Origin of the sequence: Chitinophaga oryziterrae (assembly GCF_009758125.1) — a bacterium.
GTDB lineage: Bacteria > Bacteroidota > Bacteroidia > Chitinophagales > Chitinophagaceae > Chitinophaga > Chitinophaga oryziterrae.
The window spans coordinates 852,630-876,880 of the sequence record NZ_WRXO01000001.1 but is presented as its reverse complement, the minus strand read 5'-3'; the positions used below and the strand labels follow the sequence as shown (position 1 = coordinate 876,880).

21 protein-coding genes and 2 tRNA genes are annotated in these 24,251 nt (G+C 45.6%); 10 read left to right on the top strand and 13 right to left on the bottom strand.

What is annotated here, in order from left to right; all coding sequences use genetic code 11:
* The first annotated feature begins 206 nt into the window (after nucleotides 1-206).
* The 3 genes from nagB (at nucleotide 207) to GO495_RS03520 (ending at nucleotide 4,245) form a co-directional block, all read left to right on the top strand.
* On the top strand, nucleotides 207-2,132 hold the full coding sequence (gene nagB, locus GO495_RS03530; protein ID WP_157298306.1) for a glucosamine-6-phosphate deaminase: 1,926 nt from the start codon (nucleotides 207-209) through the stop codon (nucleotides 2,130-2,132).
* Nucleotides 2,133-2,352: 220 nt separating this feature from the next.
* Entirely contained in the window at nucleotides 2,353-3,237 is an 885-nt protein-coding gene (locus GO495_RS03525; protein WP_157298305.1) for a class I SAM-dependent methyltransferase, read from the top strand.
* Nucleotides 3,238-3,252: 15 nt separating this feature from the next.
* A complete protein-coding gene (locus tag GO495_RS03520; RefSeq protein WP_240915141.1) occupies nucleotides 3,253-4,245 on the top strand; it encodes a YpdA family putative bacillithiol disulfide reductase in 993 nt (330 codons plus the stop codon).
* Here GO495_RS03520 and murB read toward each other — a convergent pair.
* Entirely contained in the window at nucleotides 4,232-5,248 is a 1,017-nt protein-coding gene (gene murB, locus GO495_RS03515) for a UDP-N-acetylmuramate dehydrogenase (protein ID WP_157298304.1), read from the bottom strand. The two genes, GO495_RS03520 and murB, sit on opposite strands and share 14 nt — an antisense overlap.
* A 52-nt stretch (nucleotides 5,249-5,300) precedes the next feature.
* Here murB and GO495_RS03510 point away from each other — a divergent pair, with 52 nt between their 5' ends.
* Together GO495_RS03510 and GO495_RS03505 are read left to right on the top strand one after the other, a co-directional pair.
* On the top strand, nucleotides 5,301-5,963 hold the full coding sequence (locus GO495_RS03510) for an oxidoreductase (protein WP_157298303.1): 663 nt from the start codon (nucleotides 5,301-5,303) through the stop codon (nucleotides 5,961-5,963).
* Between the two features lie 3 nt (nucleotides 5,964-5,966).
* The gene (locus GO495_RS03505) at nucleotides 5,967-7,844 is read left to right on the top strand and encodes a DUF3857 domain-containing protein (protein WP_157298302.1); all 1,878 of its coding nucleotides are present in this window, start codon (nucleotides 5,967-5,969) and stop codon (nucleotides 7,842-7,844) included.
* A 44-nt stretch (nucleotides 7,845-7,888) separates the two neighbouring features.
* Here GO495_RS03505 and priA read toward each other — a convergent pair whose 3' ends face one another.
* From priA to GO495_RS03490, 3 genes are all read right to left on the bottom strand, one after another.
* Nucleotides 7,889-10,339 (bottom strand): replication restart helicase PriA, encoded by a 2,451-nt coding sequence (gene priA, locus GO495_RS03500; protein WP_157298301.1) that lies wholly within the window; start codon nucleotides 10,337-10,339, stop codon nucleotides 7,889-7,891.
* Complete coding sequence (locus tag GO495_RS03495; protein ID WP_157298300.1) at nucleotides 10,339-11,079, bottom strand: lysophospholipid acyltransferase family protein; 741 nt, start codon at nucleotides 11,077-11,079, stop codon at nucleotides 10,339-10,341. The genes priA and GO495_RS03495 overlap by 1 nt, the downstream gene beginning before the upstream one ends.
* A gap of 61 nt (nucleotides 11,080-11,140) precedes the next feature.
* Entirely contained in the window at nucleotides 11,141-11,572 is a 432-nt protein-coding gene (locus GO495_RS03490; RefSeq protein WP_157298299.1) for a DUF4258 domain-containing protein, read from the bottom strand.
* 127 nt (nucleotides 11,573-11,699) lie between these two features.
* Here GO495_RS03490 and mtaB point away from each other — a divergent pair, with 127 nt between their 5' ends.
* Entirely contained in the window at nucleotides 11,700-12,977 is a 1,278-nt protein-coding gene (mtaB, locus tag GO495_RS03485; protein WP_157298298.1) for a tRNA (N(6)-L-threonylcarbamoyladenosine(37)-C(2))-methylthiotransferase MtaB, read from the top strand.
* A gap of 119 nt (nucleotides 12,978-13,096) precedes the next feature.
* Here the strand turns inward: mtaB and GO495_RS03480 are convergent.
* The 3 genes from GO495_RS03480 to GO495_RS03470 form a co-directional block, all read right to left on the bottom strand.
* Nucleotides 13,097-13,171: transfer RNA gene (locus tag GO495_RS03480), tRNA-Val, on the bottom strand.
* 27 nt (nucleotides 13,172-13,198) lie between these two features.
* Nucleotides 13,199-13,273, bottom strand: a tRNA-Val gene (locus GO495_RS03475).
* A gap of 127 nt (nucleotides 13,274-13,400) precedes the next feature.
* Nucleotides 13,401-15,557, bottom strand: coding sequence for a cation:proton antiporter (locus tag GO495_RS03470; RefSeq protein WP_157298297.1), 2,157 nt, complete (start codon nucleotides 15,555-15,557; stop codon nucleotides 13,401-13,403).
* A 162-nt stretch (nucleotides 15,558-15,719) separates the two neighbouring features.
* On the opposite strand from GO495_RS03470, the gene GO495_RS03465 reads away from it, so the two are divergent.
* Both GO495_RS03465 and aat read left to right on the top strand, forming a co-directional pair.
* Nucleotides 15,720-16,028, top strand: a complete 309-nt coding sequence (locus tag GO495_RS03465; RefSeq protein ID WP_157298296.1) for an ATP-dependent Clp protease adaptor ClpS — start codon at nucleotides 15,720-15,722, stop codon at nucleotides 16,026-16,028.
* Nucleotides 16,029-16,057: 29 nt separating this feature from the next.
* The gene (aat, locus tag GO495_RS03460) at nucleotides 16,058-16,675 is read left to right on the top strand and encodes a leucyl/phenylalanyl-tRNA--protein transferase (RefSeq protein WP_240915140.1); all 618 of its coding nucleotides are present in this window, start codon (nucleotides 16,058-16,060) and stop codon (nucleotides 16,673-16,675) included.
* A gap of 91 nt (nucleotides 16,676-16,766) precedes the next feature.
* Here the strand turns inward: aat and GO495_RS03455 are convergent, their stop codons facing one another.
* Nucleotides 16,767-17,687, bottom strand: coding sequence for a hypothetical protein (locus GO495_RS03455; protein ID WP_157298294.1), 921 nt, complete (start codon nucleotides 17,685-17,687; stop codon nucleotides 16,767-16,769).
* A gap of 149 nt (nucleotides 17,688-17,836) precedes the next feature.
* Here GO495_RS03455 and GO495_RS03450 point away from each other — a divergent pair, with 149 nt between their 5' ends.
* Together GO495_RS03450 and GO495_RS03445 are read left to right on the top strand one after the other, a co-directional pair.
* Nucleotides 17,837-18,496: a metal-dependent transcriptional regulator gene (locus tag GO495_RS03450; RefSeq protein WP_157298293.1), complete on the top strand. Its 660-nt coding sequence runs from the start codon at nucleotides 17,837-17,839 to the stop codon at nucleotides 18,494-18,496.
* Nucleotides 18,493-20,370 carry an Nramp family divalent metal transporter gene (locus GO495_RS03445; protein WP_157298292.1) on the top strand — a complete coding sequence of 626 codons (1,878 nt, stop codon included), beginning with the start codon at nucleotides 18,493-18,495 and terminating at the stop codon, nucleotides 20,368-20,370. Before GO495_RS03450 ends, GO495_RS03445 begins: the two co-directional genes overlap by 4 nt.
* A gap of 57 nt (nucleotides 20,371-20,427) precedes the next feature.
* On the opposite strand, the gene GO495_RS03440 is transcribed toward GO495_RS03445, so the two are convergent.
* The 5 genes from GO495_RS03440 to GO495_RS03420 form a co-directional block, all read right to left on the bottom strand.
* A complete protein-coding gene (locus GO495_RS03440; protein ID WP_157298291.1) occupies nucleotides 20,428-21,168 on the bottom strand; it encodes a LytR/AlgR family response regulator transcription factor in 741 nt (246 codons plus the stop codon).
* Nucleotides 21,146-22,207, bottom strand: coding sequence for a sensor histidine kinase (locus tag GO495_RS03435; RefSeq protein WP_240915139.1), 1,062 nt, complete (start codon nucleotides 22,205-22,207; stop codon nucleotides 21,146-21,148). The genes GO495_RS03440 and GO495_RS03435 overlap by 23 nt, the downstream gene beginning before the upstream one ends.
* A gap of 51 nt (nucleotides 22,208-22,258) precedes the next feature.
* A complete protein-coding gene (locus tag GO495_RS03430) occupies nucleotides 22,259-22,612 on the bottom strand; it encodes a DUF4288 domain-containing protein (RefSeq protein WP_157298290.1) in 354 nt (117 codons plus the stop codon).
* 19 nt (nucleotides 22,613-22,631) lie between these two features.
* On the bottom strand, nucleotides 22,632-23,396 hold the full coding sequence (locus GO495_RS03425; protein ID WP_157298289.1) for a LiaF transmembrane domain-containing protein: 765 nt from the start codon (nucleotides 23,394-23,396) through the stop codon (nucleotides 22,632-22,634).
* Between the two features lie 115 nt (nucleotides 23,397-23,511).
* Nucleotides 23,512-24,147: an SGNH/GDSL hydrolase family protein gene (locus GO495_RS03420; RefSeq protein ID WP_240915138.1), complete on the bottom strand. Its 636-nt coding sequence runs from the start codon at nucleotides 24,145-24,147 to the stop codon at nucleotides 23,512-23,514.
* Between the last annotated feature and the right edge of the window lie 104 nt (nucleotides 24,148-24,251).

Here is a 24,251-nt window from a genome sequence, read left to right as displayed (position 1 = left end):
ATCCCCTTCACATCTCTACTATTATAAACGTTATTTAACCCTCCCCGGTTTTCATTCTAAAGTGAATGTTTTGTTAAACGTACCTTATACATTTATAGGAATTTCTGGTTTATTCTTAACCAAAGTATAAAGTTCTATTAGATTAGAGAGATTTTTTTTAATTTTCCGTTTCGTTTTTAAACCGCATCTAATTCAAAACACTAATCATGACGCTTAATCATCAGGAAATTGAACTGATTGACAGTTTCGAACAGATAGCCGTGGATATACATCCTACAGCTAAAGAGGGTTCCAGAGCAGTTGCGCAGGAAATAGCAGCACTAATTAAATCAAGACAAGCCACCAATCAGAAAGTGGTTTTAGGTCTTGCAACAGGCTCAACTCCCAAATACCTCTACGCAGAACTGATCCGGTTACACAAGGAAGAAGGGCTAAGCTTTAAAAACGTAGTTACCTTCAATCTGGATGAGTACTATCCCATTGAACCAGATGCGCTGCAAAGCTACAACCGGTTCATGAGGGAACAGTTGCTGAACCACATCGACATTCCTGAGGGTAACTATTTTATCCCGGATGGTACTGTGCCAAAGGAAAAAGTAAAAGAATACTGCGCAGATTACGAGCGCCGTGTGGAAGAAGCCGGTGGTATTGATATCCAGATCCTGGGCATCGGTACGAACGGGCATATCGGGTTCAATGAGCCGGGCTCCAGCCTTAGCTCACATACCCGCCTGGTAACCCTGGACAACTCAACCAGGATGGCAAATGCATTCGAATTTGCCAATATGAGCCAGGTTCCCCGTCTCGCTATCACAATGGGTCTCAGCACTATCTTCAAGGCTAAACGCATCGTTTTGCTGGCCTGGGGTACGCACAAAGCCAAGATCGTTCGCAGAGCAGTAGAAGGACATTCTACCGACCAGGTACCTGCTTCCTTACTGCAACAACATCCCGACTGCAAATTTGTAATCGATGAGCAGGCGGCTGAAGAGCTGACACGCTTTAAAGAACCATGGCTCACCGGAGATTGCGAATGGACGCCTAAAATGCGCCGTAAAGCAGTAACCAGCCTGGCGCTGAAACTGAATAAGCCCATCCTGATGCTGACCGACAGCGATTACAATGAGAATGGTTTAAACGACCTGATCGTTCAGTACGGTTCTGCATATGAACTGAATATCGAGGAATTCAACGGCATCCGCGATACCATCACCGGCTGGCCCGGTGGTAAACCAGGCGCTCAGTTACCCAGTCACCCGGAACGCTCCGAACCGCAACATAAACGTGTTATCATCTTCTCTCCCCATCCTGATGATGATATCATCTCTATGGGCGGTACTTTTATACGCCTGCACGAACAGGGCCACGATGTACACGTTGCTTACCAGACTTCCGGTAACATCGCCGTTACAGACGAATTCCTGCTCCGCTTTATCGACTTCGCCGTAGGTTTTGAAGGGATGTTCGACATCGACCGCAGCAAAAGCTCTCAGATCCTGGAAGACGCTAAAGCCTTCCTGAGAGTGAAAAAGCCAAGTCAGAAAGATACCCCTGAAAACCGCGCTATTAAAGGTCTGATCCGTCGCGGTGAAGCTAAAGCTACCTGCCGCTACGTGGGTATCCCGGAGGAAAATATCCACTTCCAGAACCTGCCTTTCTATGAAACAGGACTGGTAGAAAAGAAACCAATGAGCGACGCGGATGTTGATATCACCGTAGAACTCCTGCGCCAGGTGAAACCTCAGCAGATCTTCTGCGCCGGTGACCTCGCAGATCCACATGGTACCCATAAAGTATGTCTGGACGTTATCTTCGCGGCACTCGAAAGACTGAAACACGAAGATTTCATGAAAGATTGCTGGGTATGGCTGTACAAAGGCGCATGGCAGGAATGGAACATCCATGAAATCGAAATGGCTGTACCAATGAGCCCCGACCAGGTATTACAGAAACGTCTCGGTATCTTCATTCACCAGTCTCAGAAAGACGTTATTCCATTCCAGGGTACCGACGTCCGTGAGTTCTGGCAGAGGGCAGAAGACCGTAACGCTAATACCGCTCAGATGTACGACCACCTTGGATTACAGCAGTATGCTGCGATGGAGGCTTTCGTAAGATATCATTTCATTTAGCATTACAATACTCACAAAATAATTATACCGGGATGAGTACAATCATCCCGGTATTTTTTTTAACCCCTACCTATGAATATGAGTACCCAAATATTGTAATCAAAATATTCGTTACATTTATAACTTATAAAGTTTCAACCAATATCGTTAGCACGTTTATCAGTGTGATTGTCAAACCTCAATTTTCTTCATACTCATTTTTAGTAAACCCGATAATTTTATGAAAATGGTCACCGCCAGCAAAGCTGCGGCCTATCTGGCACTGCTACGTGCAGTTGCCTCAAATGTTCCACTCAAAGAAAGGTTGTTTTATGACCCTTACGCTAAGCTATTTCTCCCACCCCATCTGAAACTGGTAGAATGGCTGTCGAGAGTTACTTTTCTCAATCGCATCATCTCCTGGTACATCGATCAGCGCTGGACCGGCGCCCTTACTTCCTGTGTAGCCCGGAACAGGCTCATAGACGTGATGACCACCAATCTAGTCAAAGATGAAGGCATCAACCAGGTCATCATATTCGGCGCAGGATACGATTGCAGGGTACACAGGCTCAAAATGAAAGAAAGAGTGATGTTTGTAGAGATAGATGATCCTGTTAAACAGGAAGCCAAACTGGCCATCCTGGAAAATTCTCCGCTTAAACCTGTTATACACGTGGATTCTATCTCGGTAGATTTTCACAAACAACGCCTGGAAGATGTACTGCCAGGCCTGTTCCATAACACACATTATAAAACCATGTTCATATGGGAAGGCGTTACCAATTACTTTACCGCTCCCATAGCAGACAAAATCTTCCAGTACTTTAAATCATTCCTGCCCGGTACCTTCATCATCTTTACCTATGTAGATGAAAAAGTATTGTCCAATCCCGAACTCTTTGTAGGCGCGGCGAACGTCACCAAACTCCTTCAAAGTAATAACGAGTTCTGGAACTTCGGAATAGACCCCGCAAAAATCAGCGAATTCCTGGCAGGTTATAACATGAAATTAATCTATGATGAAGGGGCCGATGCCTATCGCGAAATATACTTCGGAAAAGAACGCGCCGCTAAAATGAAAGGATATGAATATTACAGGGTAGCAATGGCCGTTGTTCAATGAGAATAGTAAATACGAATGATCATTCGTATTTTTATAGCCATGGAAACATATGATATACTGATCATCGGGGCCGGACCAATTGGATTGGCATGTGGACTTGCAGCACAAAAAGCAGGACTGAATTACCTCATCATTGAAAAAGGTTGCCTCACCAACTCTCTGTACAACTATCCACTCTATATGACCTTCTTCTCTACTTCAGAAAAGCTGGAAATAGGTGGTGTTCCCTTTGTATCCATCAGCGCTAAACCGATACGCCCGGAAGCCCTGGAATATTACAGGCGCGTGGCTGTTTCCAACCACCTGAATACACATCTTTTCGAAGCCGTGGAAACAATAAAACAAACAAACGGTTCATATACCGTCACAACAACAAATACCTCTTACACCACAAAACATGTCATCATCGCCACCGGCTTCTATGACATTCCCAATATGCTGAATATACCCGGCGAACATCTTCCTAAAGTAAACCACTATTACAAAGACCCTCACTTCTACGCCATGCAGAAAGTACTGGTAATAGGAGCGAATAATTCTTCTGTGGACGCTGCCCTGGAAACATATCGCAAAGGCGCAGCCGTGACCATGGTCATCAGGGAAGAAGGGATCGGTAAACGCGTAAAATACTGGGTGAAACCGGATATAGAAAACAGGATCAGCGAAGGAAGCATCAAAGCCTACACACATTCCACCGTACAGGCCATCAGAGAGCATGAAGTAGATATTCTCACGCCTGATGGTATCATAACCCTGGAGAATGATTTTGTACTGGCGCTCACCGGTTATCAGCCTAATTTCAGCTTCCTCGAAAAAGCAGGGATAAAACTTTCTGAAGATGAAAAGAAACATCCCTCCTATAATCCGGATACCATGGAAACAAACATGCCAGGCATATACCTGGCCGGAGTCGTTTGCGGTGGGATGGATACCCACGTATGGTTTATTGAAAACTCAAGAGATCATGCAGATAAGATCATCGCACACATAAAGGCTACACGATATTAACCTCTCTTTCCAGGTCTACCCCGAATTTTGCATGTACACTGTCCAGCACCTGCTGCGATAAGCGGTAGATGTCCTCTCCACTGGCATGCCCGTAATTCACCAGTACCAGGGCCTGTTTGGCATGCACACCTGCATCTCCCTCACGGTAGCCTTTCCACCCGCACTGCTCTATCAGCCAGCCTGCGGCCAGTTTATAATGACCACCCTCTACAGGATAGGCAACAATATGCGGGAACGCTGTTTTCAGACGCTCATAGGTAGTAGCATCAATGGTCGGATTCTTAAAGAAACTGCCGGCATTGCCAATCTCTGCGGGGTTAGGCAGTTTGGAAGAACGGATATTGATGACGGCCTGACTGATTGCCTGAATAGACAATTCATGCACGCCCATCCTTTTCAGTTCCTCTTCAATAGCTCCGTATTTAATATTAAAATGAGGGTTTTTATTCAGCTTAAATGTAACTGACAATATCGCGAACTGTCCTTTGTATTTCCTTTTAAACACACTCTCCCGGTAACCAAACTCACACTCCGGGTTATTGAACGTCACCGTCGTAAAGTCCTCCAGGTTAAAAGCCTCTAATTCATAAAATGTATCCCTGATCTCTACCCCGTACGCACCTATGTTCTGCATAGGACTGGCCCCCACATTACCCGGAATCAGCGACAGGTTTTCCAGTCCTGCACGGTTATGTCCGATACAGTCCATTACAAAGCCATGCCAGTTCTCTCCTGCCCCTGCTTTCACGTACACATGAGCATCATCCTCTTTTACCACCGTAATCCCCTTTATTTCATTCTTCAGGATGATCCCGTCAAAGTCTTTCGTGAACAGCATATTACTGCCTCCACCCAGAATCATATGCGCTAATCCCCGCCGTTCCGGAGCAGACAAGATCTCCTGTAGTGCTGCCGCAGATGAAAATGAAGTAAAATAACGGGTATGGGCTGCGATACCAAACGTATTATAGGGCCGGAGTAAAACATTTTCAGATATCAGCATATGATCGGACAAAACTTTAGTAAATTTATCAAACAAAGATAATAATAAAAGCATGCCGCTAACAGCTGTTGTATTAGGAGCCACCGGTCTTACAGGCAATAGCCTGGTAACACTGCTTTTGCATGATAACCGTTTCAGCAAAGTAAAAGTACTGCTGCGCTCACCATCGCTCAAACAACGCCCGGGACTGGAACCCATAATCGTTGATTTTGACGATGAAGAAAGCCTTGCATCAGCACTGCATGGCGATGTATTATTCTGTTGTATAGGTACTACCATCGCAAAGGCCGGAAGTAAAGAGAGCTTCAGGAAAGTGGATTTTGAGATACCCGTTCGCTGCGCTACCATTGCCCACCGGCAAAATATGCAGCAGTTCCTGCTCGTCTCTGCTGTTGGCGCCAATCCTTCATCAATTAATTTCTATGCACGCACCAAAGGAGAAACAGAACAGGCGATAGAAAAAATCGGTTTTCCTGCGTTACATATTTTCCGCCCTTCCGTATTGCTGGGTGCCCGGGAAGAATTCCGGCCGGGCGAATGGATCGGTAAATTCCTGATACTGGTATTTTACTACTTTTTGCAGGGCCGCTGGAAGAAATACCGCCCCATAAAAGCCGTGAATGTAGCCAGGGCGATGATCAAAGCCGCTATCAACATACCTTCCGGCACACACGTTTATGAATTAGATGCCATTAAGGAGTTGGCTGGTAAATAATTTATGAGAGTACCTATATGCACCTTGCTGTGCCTTCTATGCTGTACGTTAGCCTTCTCACAGATAAACCGTTATGTAAATAACACCTGGGAGACACAGCCACAACTTCATCATCAGACAGACACCAGCGTACCCGTTACCCTGCTTAAATTCATCGTGGCCAGAGACTTTAACCGTCCTACATCAGATGGTTCCCATTGCCGTACCATCTACAAACGGATACATATTAACACCCAAAAAGCAGCAGACAGTATTTCTCAGCTCATCATACCACTGGAGCCTTACGAAAGTATCAAATCCGTAGATGCAAGGGTCATCTATCCTGATGGTCATATACAGGGAGTGCCCGTATTAAAAATATATGCCGGCGGCAAAGCGGAAACGATAAGAATAGCGCCGTTAAAACTCGTGCCCGGTTGTGAAGTGGAATACGATATGCTGATATACGAAGCCACTACATGGGCAGGCTTTGAATACATGCAAAGTACTACTCCCTGCAATGAAGCTACCTTCATGCTGGTATTACCACCGAACGTACTGTTCCGCACAAGGGGAAGCAACGGCTTCCCCGATGTAAGGGACAGCATTGCATCAAACGGCATACACTATTTTCATGCTACCGCATACCATATCCCGGCCCTCCTTCCCGGCGATCTGTTTTACTATAATACATGGTTGCAACGCACGGAATTTTCCCTGCGCGAAACAACCTGGGAACAACCCGCTAAAGATCAGTTCCTGCAATATGTATATATAGAAAAACCGGAGTATAAAAAACTGGAAAAAGAAGTAAGCAGATGGGAATTCCTGAAAACCCGTTCGCCCCTTCCGGTACTTATCTACCAGGTAGAACAACAGATAAAATCACAATATAAACTGATAGACGATCCGGATAATTCTGACCTGTCTGATATCAATGCTATTCTAAGAACAAAGACATGCAATGAAACAGGCATCGTAAAGCTGATGGCATCCGTCTATTACCTGCTGGGCATTCACACCCAGATCCTCTTTACATCGGGTAAAGAATCGGTTCCGCTGGACAGCAGTATTGTGAATATAGAACTGGCCAGTAACGTACTCATTTACTTTCCTGAACTACGCCAGGCATTAGCACCCGCTGCTGCCGATACCCGTTTCCCCTTTTATCCTGCCTCCTGGACAGGCATAATGGCGCTGCGTTGCCGCGATACACTGATAGATAAAAAAGCAGAAGTGCTGGTCGACTTTATCCGTACACCTGTCTCCGATTACACAAAGAATAATATCAGCCTGGAAGCAAATATAGATATCAATAACCTGGGCGTTAACGATGTAAAACTCAAACAAACGGCAGGCGGCTATCCGGGCATGGCCATTAAGACCATTATAGGCAATACGCTCATTGCTTCCCTGGACGAACAATATAATTCCATGTTGCCTACAGGCCCCATCAGGGTATCCGGCCTTACGCATAAAATGCAGAATGGTTACTGGGACCAGCCGGTTGCTGATGCCCCCTTTATCCTTGAATCTTCTTTTAAAACGGACTCTATCAATATAGGTATGCTGATAAACGGACTGGTACAGCAATACGTATCTATGCCGCCGGTGAACATACCCGTTGAAATGGCCTTCCCTTTTTACCAGGAAAGCAGGATTTACATTACAGTACCTGAAGGGTATAAAATGGCGAACACGGCCGACTATATAGTGGATATTCCCGGTACTTCCCTGGGGTATAAAATCACCTGCAAACAGGAAGGTAATAAGATCACTATCTACGCGCTGAAATGGTTTAAGAAAAGCAGTTATAATAACGAAGAAAAGAAAGTATTCGGGATGATCCTGCAAGCAGATAATGAAATAAAAAACAAAAGACTGTACATCTCTAAAAGCTAACACTACGTTCAGTACTATCAGCACAGAACAATAACATGTCTCTGCTACACCGGATCTACGTCCGGTACTATCAGCACGGAACGGTACTGTTTCTCTGCCTGTAACTTAGTGAAATGTTCACGCAGCAGTTGCTTTGTTTGCGCAATGACTTTCGTATCCCGGGGTAACTTGATCAGCATCTCCTGCAGGTAATAAGTACGCACGCGCCCTACCAATGGGGCCGCAGGCCCCACCAGGTTAGCGCCTATATGCGGCCTTAACCAGTTACTGAGGATATGCGCTGCCTGTTCCACCACCTGTTGCTGCTTATGCTTCATCGTGATCTTTAACAGCCGGTAAAAAGGAGGATAACCAAAGCGCTGCCGCTCTGCTACCTCAGCGGCATACATGCCTTTATAATCGTGTGTAGTGACAAAATGCAATATAGGATGACGGGTATTACTCGCCTGTATGATCACCTTCCCCTGCCCGTCACGGCGACCGGCACGCCCTGCCACCTGTTCCATCAGTTGGAACGCACGCTCATTCACCCTGAAATCAGGAAAACTCAGCAAGCTATCCGCACTTAAAATCCCGATGAGGTTTACATTATCAAAGTCAAGTCCTTTCACCACCATCTGCGTTCCCACCAGTATATCTATCCCCTGCTGTTCCAGCAGCTGTATCATCTTATTATGACTATCCTTATTCCTTACGGCATCCATGTCCATACGGGCAATACGCGCCTTGGGAAACACCTGTATCAGGTCATCCTCTATCTTCTCTGTACCAAAGTTTTTAGGGACCAGCGTATTACTGCTTCCGCAGGCAGCACAGGTATGTACGTAAGGATAACGCGTACCACAGTAATGGCACTGTAATTTATCCTGGTTACGGTGATACGTCAGCGATACATCACAGTTCTGACAGTTAGGGATCCATCCGCAGGTAGTACACATCAGGAAAGGCGCATAACCACGTCTGTTCTGGAACAGGATCACCTGCTTATTATCGGCCAGGCTCACACCGATAGCATTACGAAGCTGTGGTGTAAAGTTCTCCTGCATCGTCTTTTCTGCCTGCTCCTTCTTCAGATCTATGATCTCTATGGCAGGCATCGCCACTCCTCCAAAACGTTCTGTTAACTCTACCAGTCCATACTTCCCCTGCTGCGCATTAAAATAAGATTCCAGCGCAGGTGTGGCGGAACCTAGCAATACTTTAGCGCCAAACAACCCGGCATAATAAATAGCCGAATCCCGCGCATGATAACGCGGGGCGGGGTCCTGCTGTTTAAAGGACGCATCGTGTTCCTCATCAAGGATAATCAGCCCTAAATCCCTGAATGGCAGCAACAGGCTGGAACGTGCGCCCAGTACTATCTGTAACTCGCCGGTCTTTACTTTATTCCATATCTCCACACGTTCATTATTACTGAACCGGGAATGATAAATACCTATTTTCTTACCGAAATGTTTCTGCAGGCGTCGTATGATCTGTGCTGTCAACGCTATTTCCGGTAACAGGTACAATACCTGCTTACCGCTGTTCACATGCTCCTCTATCAGCTTCATGTACAGCTGCGTTTTACCACTGGAAGTAATCCCGTGCAGCAACGTTACCTGTTTGCTTTCAAAGCAGTGATGCAGCTCCGCTAAAGCCTTCTCCTGGGCAGGACTCAGCACAAAATCCACCTGTGCATCTGCTTTCCCTGCACCTGGTACACGGTCTACCGTCCTCTTTTCTATCCACACTACGTTTTTATCTACCAGTCCTTTCAACTGTGCGGCCGAAGCACCTGATTTCTTCAGTAATTCACTCTGCAATACACTGCCCTGCGTTTTTAACAGGTGCAGGTACGCCAGCAGTAATTCCATCTGCTTAGGCGCTTTCCCCAGCTCATTGAATAACCCTGCCAGTTGTTCTTCCGCTGCATAGTGCTCATGCAGCTGCACATAATTTTCCTTCTTCTCTTTGTATACTTCTTTCAGTTCCTCATATACCAGCAGCACATTCTTTTCTATCAGTTTTTTTATCACGGAATACACGTCCGACTTATCGAGGATCAGCTGTACTTCCTCAATGCGTAGTTCCTTGCGTATATGTAATGCTTCTGCTATGAGATATTCGCTATCATCCAGCCCGGTGAAATCATCCCCGAAAGCATCATTGAACAACAGTAACGTTTCGCTGGACAATTTAAGGTGGGCAGGTAAAGCCGCATTCAGCACTTCCCCTTCGGTACACATGTAATAAGACGCCAGCCATTGCCATAATAAAAGCTGGTTGGGATATACGACCGGGTCTCTATCCAGCACGTCCAGCAGGGGTTTGGTCTTATATTCCAGCGGAGCCATTCCATGCACCGCCTTTACAATACCGGTATATTTTTTTTGCTTGCCCAGTTGTACGGCAACACGGCTTCCCACCTGCACGGCATCTTCCATTTCCGGAGGTACAGCGTAAGTGTAATTCTTTGGCAGCGCCAGTGGCAGTATAACATCGGCAAATTTCATTATTTCCAGCTTATCAGTTCTTTCTCCATAATATCAAACACCTGTTGCTTCAACGCCGGCAAATCATCCATTCCCAGTCCTTTTACAGGCACAGGAGGCAGGTACACGATCCTGCAACGGCCCGGATTGATCTTAAAAAAACCGGTATGTGGTAAACGGGCCCCGTTATCCAGATATAATACCGGCTGAATAGGTGTCTGTGTTTCTATCGCTATCCGGAAAGCCCCGTTATGAAAAGGCTGTAAAGGTCTGTCAGTATCGTTGGTAGTCCCTTCCGGAAATATCAGGATAGACACTCCTTCCTTCAGGGTATTCATCATTTCACGTACACTACGGGAACGTGCTTTGGCATTGGCCCTGTCTACCAACACCACAGAGTTTTTATAAATAAACCCGAATAATGGCACCTTCTTCAGTTCTATCTTCCCCAGGGGACGGAACGGCAAACGCATTACACCCACGGCGAGGGCCGCATCCAGGTAGGAACGGTGATTCACCACATAGATACAGGGCTCGTTATCCCTTTCACATTTGTAGATCCTTTTCACCCGCATACCCACCAGTGGGAACCAGGAATTTGACCAGAACCAGAGAAAGTAGAAGATGATATTTCCACCCTTTATCCTGCCAAAGAGAGAGGCCAGGAAAATAGGCGGAAGAATAAGCAACATGATGCCTAAGAATAAGATAGAAGCGTATATAGCGTATACGAATTGTAATGGTTTCAGCAGTAACTTCATAAAATAACGACGGTAGCAAACCTGAAAATTACTGCAAGTGACCGTAAATACCTAATAAGTGCTAATTACAGTTGCAACTCCATTCCTTATCGAGGTCGATACAGGTAACTACCCGGGTGGTACCATCACAGGGGGCAAAAACAATACGAAGGTGTTGCCCCTCTTCGGAATAACCTTCCAACGCAAATGTTGGACAAGGCTGGTCGCGTGGATTGGACTTCTCCGTGTTTATACGGCCATCTGCCAGTATTTCACTCACCTCTGCCTCGGTAATATGACGGCATTCCATCCGGCAACGGGCATGAACAGTATATTCCAGCCGGGCATGACGGTTCAGGACAGCAGGATCATTCACCGTGCTGCGTGGACTATGACCTGTTTTGGTATATGGTGGTGTTACTGGCCGTGGTCCCTTCCACCACTGCTGGCGCCAGGCCATGAATAATAATAAAGCCAGTAATATGACAGGTATGTACTTACCCTTTGATTTCATAGTGGTTACTCAGTATAACACGTTAGTATTGCTCAAGCGACGGCAATCTATGTAATTTTGCCAATATAAGCGGTATTAAATTAGCATATGAAGGCACATTGCAAAAAGATGTAACTTTGCGGACTTTATGACAACAGGTAAAACAGTAGCATTTCATACCCTCGGCTGCAAGCTGAACTTTTCAGAAACCTCCTCTATCAGCAGGTTACTGGAACAGGATGGTTTTGTGAAAACAGATTTTGACGGACAGGCCGATGTGTACGTAATCAACACCTGCTCTGTTACAGATAATGCCGACAAGGAATGCCGGCACCTGGTACGCCGTATCCAGCGGCGCGCACCGGAAAGTATGGTAGTGATCACCGGTTGTTATGCACAGCTGAAACCAAAGGAGATTGCCGAAATTGAAGGAGTAGACCTCGTACTGGGCGCTGCGGAAAAGTTCAACATCGTTGAACACCTCAAAACCCTCACCAAAGGAGACAGTACCAAAATATGCTCCTGCGATATCGAAGACGTCAATACCTTCCATGCGTCTTATTCCATGAACGATCGTACCCGCACCTTCCTGAAAGTACAGGATGGCTGCGATTATACCTGCTCCTTCTGTACCATTCCCATGGCCCGCGGTAAAAGCCGTAGCGATAGTGTTGCCAACGTAATACAGCACGCTAAAGACCTGGCAGCTACGGGAGTCAAAGAAATCGTATTGACCGGCGTAAACCTGGGCGATTTCGGAAAAGGATTCGAAGGGGGTAAAAAGAGAGAAGAAAGCTTTTATGAACTGATACAGGAACTGGATAAAGTAGAAGGCATAGAACGTTACAGGATCTCTTCTATCGAACCTAACCTCTTAACGAACGAGATCATTGAATTCGTAGCCAACAGCCGCAAATTCATGCCTCATTTTCATATTCCCCTGCAAAGCGGCAGTAATGATATCCTCGGATTAATGCGCCGCCGTTATCGCCGTGAATTATATGCAGAGAAAGTAGCATTGATCCGCCAGTTCATTCCGCACTGCAGCATAGGTGTGGACGTGATCGTGGGCTTCCCTTCTGAATCAGAAGAGCATTTCCGCGAAACGTACGATTTCCTGCACGCGCTGGATGTATCGTACCTGCACGTATTCACTTACTCAGAACGACCCAATACAGGCGCAATAGAAATAAAACCGATCGTACCTGTTCACATCCGCAACGAACGTAATAAAATGCTGCGCAACCTGAGCCTTAAAAAGCTACAGTATTTCACAGAACAACACCTGGGACAAACCCGTAAAGTATTGTTTGAGATACAAGGGAAAGATGGGATGATGGAAGGTTACACAGATAATTATATCAAGATTACCACTCCCTTCCGCCAGGAATGGGTCAACAGTATTGTTGAGTGGGATTTAAGATAAAAGACATGCTCAGAGGATAACTCAACAAAACAGTTAAAAGTACCACTCTATAAGCTAGCGGAGCTTTACAACAAAAAAAAAGGACAAGTGCAGTATTACCTGACTTGTCCAATTTACTGTGGGAGCTACTGGATTCGAACCAGTGACCCTCTGCTTGTAAGGCAGATGCTCTGAACCAGCTGAGCTAAGCTCCCTTGAAAAAACCAATAAAGTAAAAAGAGTGGGAGCTACTGGATTCGAACCAGTGACCCTCTGCTTGTAAGGCAGATGCTCTGAACCAGCTGAGCTAAGCTCCCTTTTTACATTTTCATCAAACCGTTTGTCTGATGGGATTGCAAAGGTAAAAACTATTTTTATTCCACCAAATTTTTTTCAGAAAAACTCATCCGTAAACCTATAATCGCCCGTCAGCACAGCATAAAATTATTTATTGCCTTTGAAGATGCGCCTCACGGCTTTACTTAATTTATTCAGATTCGCTAATTGTTCCTGTATAGGAGCCAATGTAAGATCTTCCGGTTGTAATCCGGCTTCCACATAATCGATCTCCGTTTGCTCAGGAAACAGCAGTATCACATTGTTATCACTGAAGTGCCTGTTTAACCTTGCAGACATCCCTTCGAAATAAGGCCTGTAGGAGATCGTTCCCTTACGTGCAGAAATCACTACGATCAGGTCATTCCCCGTGATCTCACGCGACAGTAACAGTAACTCCTCTATCTCATCAAACTGCTTGAAAACAATATCTACACTTTGTTTTGATTGTAACAGCTTTGCTTCTATCACCGCCTGCGTTTTATGATGACAACATACCAGCAACCTCGCTCCTACCTGTTTACTCAGCAGGATGATCTTTTGCAGGTAATGTGAAAACCCGATCTCGTACTCTGCATTCTTAGGCATCACCAGCACCAGTTTCCTCGTTGCATTCAGCGGATAATTAAAATCACATACATACACCGTTTCCCATACACTATGCAACACATTATCCAGCGTAGTACCAAAGATAGAACCGAATAAACGGTCTGTGGTGCTGGTCTTGTCTGTGCGTCCCAGTATCACATCCGTAATCATCAGCTCCTTTGCAGCACGTGCAATACCATCAGATACATTCAGGTCTATACGCGTTACCACCTGCACATTACTCTCCGTAGCAGCAGCATGCACCACTGCTTTTTCCATGATCCTGTTCGTCAATGGGATCTTCTCTTTCGCTTCTTCATCATCCTGTACAACTGCCAGCGGATAAATAGGCGTAGCCGATTTCGGGTCTTTCAGCATCACGGCAAAGTCCAGCATGGCTTCAATACGGTCTGCTCCCGAAATAGGTATCAGAATGCGCTCCTGGGTATCTTCTGCTGCGGGTTTACGCTCTGCTTCCACAATAGCCAGTTTACGGCCTGCACTCTCTGTTACGAAGGAACTTACCAGGCAGGTGATCAGTATCAATACCACAGTACCATTCAACACAGCTTCGTCGATGATCCCCATATTAAATCCTATCAGTATTACAGCAATAGTGGCGGCAGCATGTGCGCTGCTCAATCCGAATATTACATTCCGCTGTACGGGTGTATATTTAAAAGAGATCTGTGTAAAGTAAGCGGCCAGCCATTTACTGGCAATTGCCATGATAGTGAGAGAACCTGCTACCAGCAAAGCTTCCGGACCTTTCAGCAATACCCGCAGATCAACCAGCATGCCTACACTGATCAGGAAAAAGGGGATGAATAAGGCGTTGCCGGTAAACTGTATCCTGTTCATCAACGGAGACGTATGCGGAATCAGTTGGTTCAGTGCCAGTCCTGCCAGGAAAGCGCCGATAATTCCTTCCACTCCTGCCAGTTCTGCCAGGAAGGCGGCAAGAAATACAAGCGCCAGCACAAAAATAAAATGCGATGTTTTATCGTCCTTTATCTTCTTAAAAAAACAACGCCCTATCATGGGGAATATCCATAGGATAATTGCGGCAAATACCACCAGCGAAACGCTCAGCCGTATCCAGAAATCACGGTTAAGATTGCCCGCTGCGGCCCCTGTAATAATAGCCAGTATCACCAGTACCGCTGTATCGGTAATGATGGTGCCTCCTACCGCAACGGTGACCGCCTCATTTTTGGTAATCCCCAGTCTGCTGGCCAGCGGATAAGCCACCAGCGTATGTGTGGCAAACATACTGGAGACCAGCAATGTGGCCATAAAATTGAAATGCAGCAGGTACGTACATACAAAATACCCAAGTATCAGCGGGATGAAAAAAGTAAAGGCGCCAAACACCATACTCCGGTTCCGGTTCTTCCTGAATTCCGTCATATCCAGTTCCAGACCCGCCAGGAACATTATATACAATAATCCTGCTTTTCCAAAAAGATCAATACTCCCTTTTTCAATAATCTTAATTCCGTGATCTCCTATAAACATACCTGCCAGTATCAATCCGATAATACTGGGGATCCGGAACTTTCTTAAGATGATGGGAGCTAAAAGAATGATAAATAATACCAGTGAGAAGATAGGTACAGGGTCCTTCAACGGTAAGCTGATGTCTATTAATAATTTAATTCCATTCAATACACTCATAAGCTTGATTCTAGCAATTACAATAATAATGAATATCAGCCAATGGTTATAGAATATGTTAATTAAATGATTATCAAAACTATACTCTGACGTTTTTGTTAAAACTTTCCTATTTAATTTAACGATTATTAACTGTAATTTCGTGTAAAGTTTTTACCTGATATGAGCCAGCGGAAGCAAACAGGCACGCAAACTAAGGAATGGGAAGATGTAATGGTAGCCGAAGACGAACAATTCCCATTCAGTCTGATCGTTTGGAACGATGAAGTCAACACCTTTGATTGGGTTATCCAGTCACTAATGGAAGTATGTAGCCATACGCAGGAACAGGCCGAGCAATGCGCTCTTATTATTCATCACAATGGGAAATACGCTGTAAAACAAGGCGAGTTCACCAAATTACGCCCCCTGTGCGACGCGTTACTGGACAGAGGTATCAGCGCTACTCTTGAAGAAGCCATCGCCCACTGATGCCCGTTTCCCGCATTACTTCAAAATTAATGTTTCCACCCGTTGAGTCGGCAGAACCAGATGGACTGCTGGCTTATGGTGGCGATCTTTCTACTGAAAGATTACTGCTCGCTTACCGTGAAGGGATCTTCCCCTGGTATAACGAGCCACCAATACTATGGTGGAGCCCGGATCCCCGCTTTGTATTATTTCCCAATGAATTGCAGGTGACCGCCAGCATGAAACAGGTGCTGAAAAAGAACCTGTTCACTATTACTTTCGACCAGGACTTTCCCGGTGTGATTGCCGGCTGCAAAGAAACCTACCGCCCCGGACAGGATAGTACCTGGATCACAAATGAAGTGGAAGCGGCCTATACCAAACTGCATAAAGACGGCTGGGCACACTCTGTAGAATGCTGGATGGATGGCAAACTCGCCGGTGGATTTTATGGTATCCGGCTGGGAAAATGCTTTTTCGGAGAATCTATGTTCGCGAGAGTCAGCAACGCCTCAAAAGCGGCTTTTATTACGTTTGTACAACGTGCTGCAAAAGAAGGAATTGAAATTATTGATTGCCAGGTATATACAGATCACCTGGCTTCTTTCGGAGCAAGATTTATCACCAGGAAAGACTTTATCGATATTATTAAGAAATACCAGTTTTAACTACCCTGCTTCCACTCTCCGTCCTCTCTCCTTCATACCTGAAAGCATGGATGAAGTTCTTCGCGCTGGCAATCTACCCATTCAAACTGAGTTACTGCTTCTTCTTAAAACTGCCTTCAAAGAAGCATCTCACTCCCCTGTAAGCGCCACATCCCCCTATCTCTTTGATACTCAGATGCCCGGCTGAGAACTGAAAGGAAATACCGCAGTCTGAATCCTTATCCTTGTATTCTCCCTTATTAGCGCCTGTAAAATGACCTGTACCGGATAACTCTCCTTTACATCCACTTTCCTTGGCGAAAGAAATAAAGAACTGGAACGACTTTGCATCCTTACCATCCCTGACAGATACAATGCTCAGCTCACCGGCTTCATAATCGCCGGATAATTTATGTTTACGGGGCAGGGTATCTATCGGATTGAAGATCTGTCCTGCAACAGCATCCCCGCTGGAATTCGTCATTACCAGCATGGCCTTGCCATCTGCTGCCACATCATAGAACTCTTCTTTGGTAGCCGTACGGCCCGGGCCCAGTTGCTGCTCTTCTGTTATCTTAACGGCCCGCTTATTATCTATAGAAAAATACTTCGTACTATTTCCGTTATCAACCAGCTTGCCCACCTGTAACCGGTTCAGGTAATGGCCCTTTTTGTCTATTATACACAGATAGGCCATCCGGGTAGTTTTGCCCGTTGCCTTTACCACAAAGTAATTGATCTTATCCCCTTCCAGGTAAGCCAGTGGAAAATACTGCACGGCACTGCCTGCCTGAAAATCCCTGGTGGCCAGCGTATCCGTCAGGAATTGCTTCATCAGTTCCGGTTCAATGGCGCTGGAATCATCCTCTTCCGCCTTCAGGGAATCAAGTGTCAGCTTATAAGGCAGTTGGGTAGTGGTGAATAAATCACGAAAATCTTCAAATGTAAATTCATCCCCTGCTACCTTTTTATGTTTCGACTTACAGGCACCCAGTAAGCAGATGGCCAATAGCGCTAACACTATCTTATTCATGCGTATTTGCTTGTTTATTACGGCCGAAAAGTTAAAGAAAAAATTGATATGAAGTGTAAAAAATGTAAAGATGGTCACCGGCCCCCTCTCTCACACTTGCAAATCCGCCGATTATTATTTAGATTTACCTAAATATTATTTTAAGAGTTATGAACTTGTCTGTTTCAGAAGAGAATTATATAAAGTCGATATACAAGCTGGAAGAAGGACAGGATTCCGTTACCACAAATGCACTTGCCTATGAACTGGACACAAAACCAGCTTCAGTAACGGATATGGCTAAAAAGCTCAAGGAAAAGAAGCTCATTGCATATGAAAAATATCAGGGCATCAACCTCACGCCGGAAGGCAAAAAAGCGGCCCTGCAAATCGTACGCAGACACCGCCTGTGGGAGTGTTTCCTGGTAGAAAAACTGGCTTTCAGCTGGGAAGAAGTACATGAACTGGCAGAAGAACTGGAACATGTGCGCAGTGAAAAACTCACCAACCGCCTCAGCGAATTTCTTGGAAATCCGGCAATTGACCCCCACGGCGATCCTATTCCTGATGCACAGGGTAAAATGGGTAAACCCCGTACGCAAACCTCTTTACATAAATCTCAGGCTAAACGGCTGGAAGTCATGGCCGTATCAGATAAATCCGCCGCTCTCCTGGAATTCCTTACTGCCAAAGGTATCCGGCTCGGTACACAACTGGATGTTATAGAACGCTACGCATTCGACAATTCGATTGAAATCAAGATCCGTAATCAACCTGCCTTCACCATCAGTGAACAGGTGTCAAAGAATATAATGGTTAAAGCAATATGAATCATCAGCACACATCTCTTGGCGACGTTCATCAAAGTGTAGATATGACCGGCTCCGGCGGGGCCCGCTGGAGGAAACTCCTTGCTTTCTTCGGACCTGCATACCTCGTCAGCGTGGGATACATGGACCCGGGTAACTGGGCTACCGATCTGGCGGGTGGCAGCCAGTACGGTTACAAACTATTATGGGTACTGTTAATGAGCAACCTGATGGCGCTACTCTTACAAAGCCTCAGCGCACGCCTGGGTATCGTAAGAGGCCGCGACCTTGCACAGGCCAACCGTGAAACCTACCCCGCTCCCGTCAATTTCATCCTTTACATCCTGGCAGAAATAGCCATCGCAGCTACCGACCTTGCAGAGGTGCTGGGGATGGCCATCGGTATACAGTTACTGACCGGCCTGCCCCTGGAATGGGGCGTAAGCATTACCGTTTTTGATACCTTCCTGCTTTTAGTATTACAACGGTACGGTATCCGGAAAATGGAGGCCTTTATTATCGCTTTAGTGGCCATTGTAGGCATTTCTTTCCTCATAGAGCTGATCATGGCCAAGCCGGCCTTAAATGAGGTCGTAGTGGGCTTTATCCCCTCTATTCCGGATAACGCGGCGCTCTATATCGCCATTGGTATCATAGGGGCTACCGTGATGCCGCATAACCTCTATCTGCATTCAGCATTAGTACAGACACGCAAAATAAAACGCGATGATGCCGGCATTAAACAGGCACTTAAACTTAACTTTATAGACAGCGCCGTTGCCCTCAACCTGGCATTCCTTGTCAACGCGGCCATCCTCATCCTTGCAGCATCCGTCTTCTTCAAAGCCGGTCATACCGACATTGCAGAAATACAGGATGCGCATAAACTGATGGAAGGCCTGCTGGGCAGTAAACTGGCTCCTATGTTGTTTGCAATTGCGTTGATCGCTGCGGGACAAAGTTCCACCGTAACAGGTACACTTGCCGGACAAATAGTAATGGAAGGTTACCTTAGCCTGCGTATCAATCCATGGCTGCGCAGACTTATTACGCGCCTGCTGGCTATTATTCCGGCATTACTGGTCATCCTCATCGCAGGCCCGGACAAAGTAGGAGACCTGCTGGTATTCAGCCAGGTGTTATTAAGTATGCAACTCGGCTTCGCAGTGATCCCTCTCATTCATTTCGTAAGTGATAAAAAAACAATGGGTAAGTTCACCATTAAACCAATAGTGAAAGTGGCTGCCTGGATCATTACCATCATACTGGTATACCTCAATGGACGTATGGTATATACCGAAGCTGCCAAATACATCGCCGGTAACAGCAATGTATTCGTTGACATCATTATCATAGCTGCAGGAATTGGATTCATTACGCTGCTGTTCATCACCATCATTTATCCAATGATGAGCCGCTCCTGGCCAAAAGCTTCTGCACAGATCCATCATACCCACGAAATCACACTGGGAAAATTACAGGTCCCTGTGTACTACCGTATCGCCATGGCATTGGATTTCAGTAAGGATGATGAAAAGATCATCGCCAATGCACTGGCTCATGGTAACCCGCAGACGGAATATCTCCTGATACATATTGTAGAAAGCGCATCTGCCAAATACCTGGGCCGTGAATCAGACGATTTTGAAACACGGAAAGATCAGGAACAGATGGATAAATATGTCACCCTGCTCCGCTCCAGGGATATCCGTGCAAAAGGATTACTGGGCTACAGGCACAGGGCAAAAGAAATTGTACGTCTTGTAAAAGAAGAGAAAGCAGATTTCCTTGTATTAGGTGGCCACGGCCACACCGGTATTAAAGACTGGATCTATGGTGAAACTGCCAACCAGGTAAGACATCAGGTAAGAATTCCGGTACTGGTAGTACAATAAAAAGAAAGCACCTGCCAAACGACAGGTGCTTTTCTTCTATGAAAAAAGCAAAATATACTATAGTCCCAGTGCAGATTTTAATCTCGGATAGCCTGTCTTACTCACCGGTATTTTAGCCCCGGAACGCAATATCGCCAGGTGGTTTTCCTTTTCATAAGGCTCTATACGGGTTACCTGGTTCACATTCAGCATATAAGACCTGTGTACACGCGAAAACTGTTGTGCATCCAATGTCTGATCAAAAAAGGCCATTGTTTTATTTTTCAGGAAAGCCCCCTCGGAAGTAATGATTTTCACATAGTCATCCGCAGCTTCCAGGTAATGAATATCCGCCACAGGAATAATCTTGATCTTCCCGTTTATCTTCACTACAATACGGTTATTCTGTAAAGGAGAACCGGCAGCGGTTTCCAGTAAGGCCGTTGTTTCCGCTGGCGTATCGGCAGCATGGCGGTCCAGCCATTTCTGCAATGCTTTATCAAAACGTTCTTTAGAAAAAGGCTTTAACAGATAATCCACTGCGTTCACTTCGAATGCACGTATCGCATGCTCCTCAAAAGCAGTAGTAAATATAACCGCAGGCAACGCTTCCACCAGTTCCAGCATTTCAAAGCCGGTGATCTTAGGCATCTGCACATCCAGGAATACAATATCCGGCTGATGTTGCTGTATCGCTTTTAACCCTTCAAACCCATCATTACATTCCTGTAAAAGCTGCACCTGTGTATATGACTGCAGGTACTCTTTTACAATCTCCCTTGCCAGTGGTTCATCATCAATTATTATCGCTTTTATCATATAGTTGTGGCACTTTAATGAGTGTGGTATAAATGTTATCTTTTGCTGTGGTCTCCAGCAGATCATGCCGGGCAAACAGCAGGTATAAACGCCTGCGTATGGACGTAAGACCGAATCCTGTCCCCGTCTGGGGTTGCTGTAATGTTGAGTCAAACGGGTTCTGCACCTGTACATATAACAACTCATCCTGCACCCATGCTTCTATCGTAATGGTAATCGCATCCGTTGTATCATATAATCCGTACTTAATCGCATTTTCCACTACCGGTTGTAGTAACATGGGCGGAATTTTCAGATCAGCCGTAGCATCAGTAGCAGTAACGTTAGTGCTTAAACGGTGTCCGAACCTTACCTTTTCAATATCCAGGTACCATTGCAGGTATTGCAGTTCATCCGGTAATGCGATCCAGTGCTGGTCTTCTCTTTTCAATGTTCCTCTCAGGAAATCACTCAGCTTCAGTACCATCTCACGTGCCTGTTGCGGACGCAGCATGATCAGTGCATTGATAGAATTAAGACTGTTAAACAGGAAATGTGGTTGCAGCTGTTGTCTCAGCTTATATAACTCTGCTTCACGGGCCAGTCTTTCTGCTGTATCCTTGCGTAACAACTCTTCCCGCTGTGCTTCAATATCATGCCACCACAGGCTCCTGAAGGCTAAAAAACAGATGATCAGCCAGCCTATTACGAAACGCGCGGGTAAAGCTTCATGTGCCCAGTCTAAATATGCCTGTTCTCCCGGGAAATAGCACTGCATCATGCTGGTACTGATAAACAGCCATAGTGCAGCCTGAGCAATCGTATAAGTCAGCAGAAAGGTATACTTTCCCCTTGCCGGTCTGTAATACGCCAGACTAAAACTGGTAGCTCTTGAAGACAGCGCAAGCAATATAATATGTACCGCACTGTCTGTCCAGGCCACGCCATTACCCAGTTTGTACCAGTATAACAGTACCGCTGCATGCACCACCAGGAAAACATAAGTTGTTCCAATGAACGTCCGGCGAAAAGGTTTATCAGTGAGTAATTGTTTGGCCAATTAATGTTGGATTAAAAGTCAATGTTGTTTAGCTAACTAAACAATATTTTATTAAGAATGAATATCAATATACTCCTGACCTCTCAGACTGGCCGCTTTTACCTGCAGCCATGAGATATAAGCATCTGCATCACTGGGCTCTTCTATACGTGAATACAGTTCCATGCCATCTCCCAGCATTTCCAGTGTATTCATTTCCGGTACATTGATAAAGCGCCACTGCACCAGTTCCTGCCGTTGATTATTAAACGAATACTGTCCCTGTACACCTATCTCATAAGCTCTTTTCCAGGCTTCTTCTCTGTCTGAAGCGCTGATCAGGCGCAGTTGTTCATCGAACTGTGGGGCATGATTGCCATTTCCACAAATGATCTGGTAAACTATTTTGGTCACAAACCATTGCATATAAATAAAATTAATCGGGTTAATTATAACTTTTGATTTCTACTCCACCGAATACACAGGTGCCTTTAATAACAAGGACCTTGTCGGGATCGTTAGACATCATCTCTACCGGACGATTATCTTCCACACCGCCAAAGACGGTGTCCATTTTTACTTTTACATTCCAGTTGGCAGGCACAATAATTTCCACACCACCAAAAACACAGTTAGCCTCTATTTCAATGGTACCGTTAAAATCTGCCTGGGTCAGGTTGATATCAGAACCGCCGAAAACGGCCGTAGCTGTTCCTCCTTTAAATTCTTTGGAAACCACTACCCTGTTTACACCACTGAATATAGCCGTAACATCCAGGAAGTCATCAGATACGGATGAATAGGAAAATGCGTGGTACTTCTCATCTTTACGCATGGTGTCATCGGGGAAAGGAGTGGAATGAGCCGACCAATCTGATTTGTCCCTCTTCTTTTTGAATATCAGGGCAATACCAATGAATATAAGACACGCCGGCCATATAAAGCGTGACAGATCAAAAGGCCATGCGTAAATATCTTTTGCCAGGAAAGCACTACCGACCAGCATCAGTATTATACCTGCATTGTTTTTGAAATTACTGCTGAACCATATAATGGCACCTATCCCTATCATCAGCACTTCCCAGGAACCTGCCCATTCCGGAATATCAAGATCCAGACTTCTTAATAAAAAGAATGCTCCTACTATCAAAAAGATAAATCCTTTTCCGATCGTGGACCTTGAATTTCTTGTAATATCTTTCTTGCTCATTTGTATGTTTCATTTACGATACAATATTAGCAAGACCACACTGCTTATAAAAGCGCATTTAGGCTAAAAAAGGGAGTGTTCCGGTAAACAGCAGGAAACTGCCGGTAAAAACTATTTAATGGAGGATACCTTTGAGCGTATCGGCCAGTTTATGGGCCCAGAACGCCATTTCCTTGCCGGAATAATGCAGGCCGTCACTGGCTACCAGACTGGGGTCACTGGCTGCTTTAAGCGTACCGGGGGTTATATCAATATAATGGACTTTCATTTTCTTCGCAATCTTCCTGTTGGCGTTATTATACTCATCTATCTCCGCTGAGATCCCATCCCGGTCCCGCCCCTCCGCAAAAGGGACCTTGCTCCAGTCGGGGATAGACAACACCACTACCCTGTCGGAATGCCCGCCCGCAAAGGCAATAGCCTGTTGCAGCAACATTGTGAAACCGGGCTTGTACGCATCCACCGGCCTCCCCCTGTACTGGTCATTGACCCCTATCAGCAGGGTCACCACATCATAGGTGCTGCCTGTAATGCCGGCTTCCTGTATCCCGGTGTTCAATTCGTCGGTAGTCCAGCCGGTACGGGCCACTATTACGGGATCAGCCATGGCTACCCCACTTTCTCTCAGCAGCTTTGCTGCCTGCACCGGGTAACGGTCAGATTCGGGTACACTTTGCCCGATCGTATAACTATCTCCCAATGCCAGGTAAGTAAATCCTGTGTCTGTGCTCAAATTTGTACCGGGAATCATAGGGACCTCTTTATTTTTGCAACCAAAGAATATTGAGCAAATTAAGATTAATCTGAACATAGGAAAAAGTTTTTGCCGCGCAACAACTACCCACTTGGACTAAT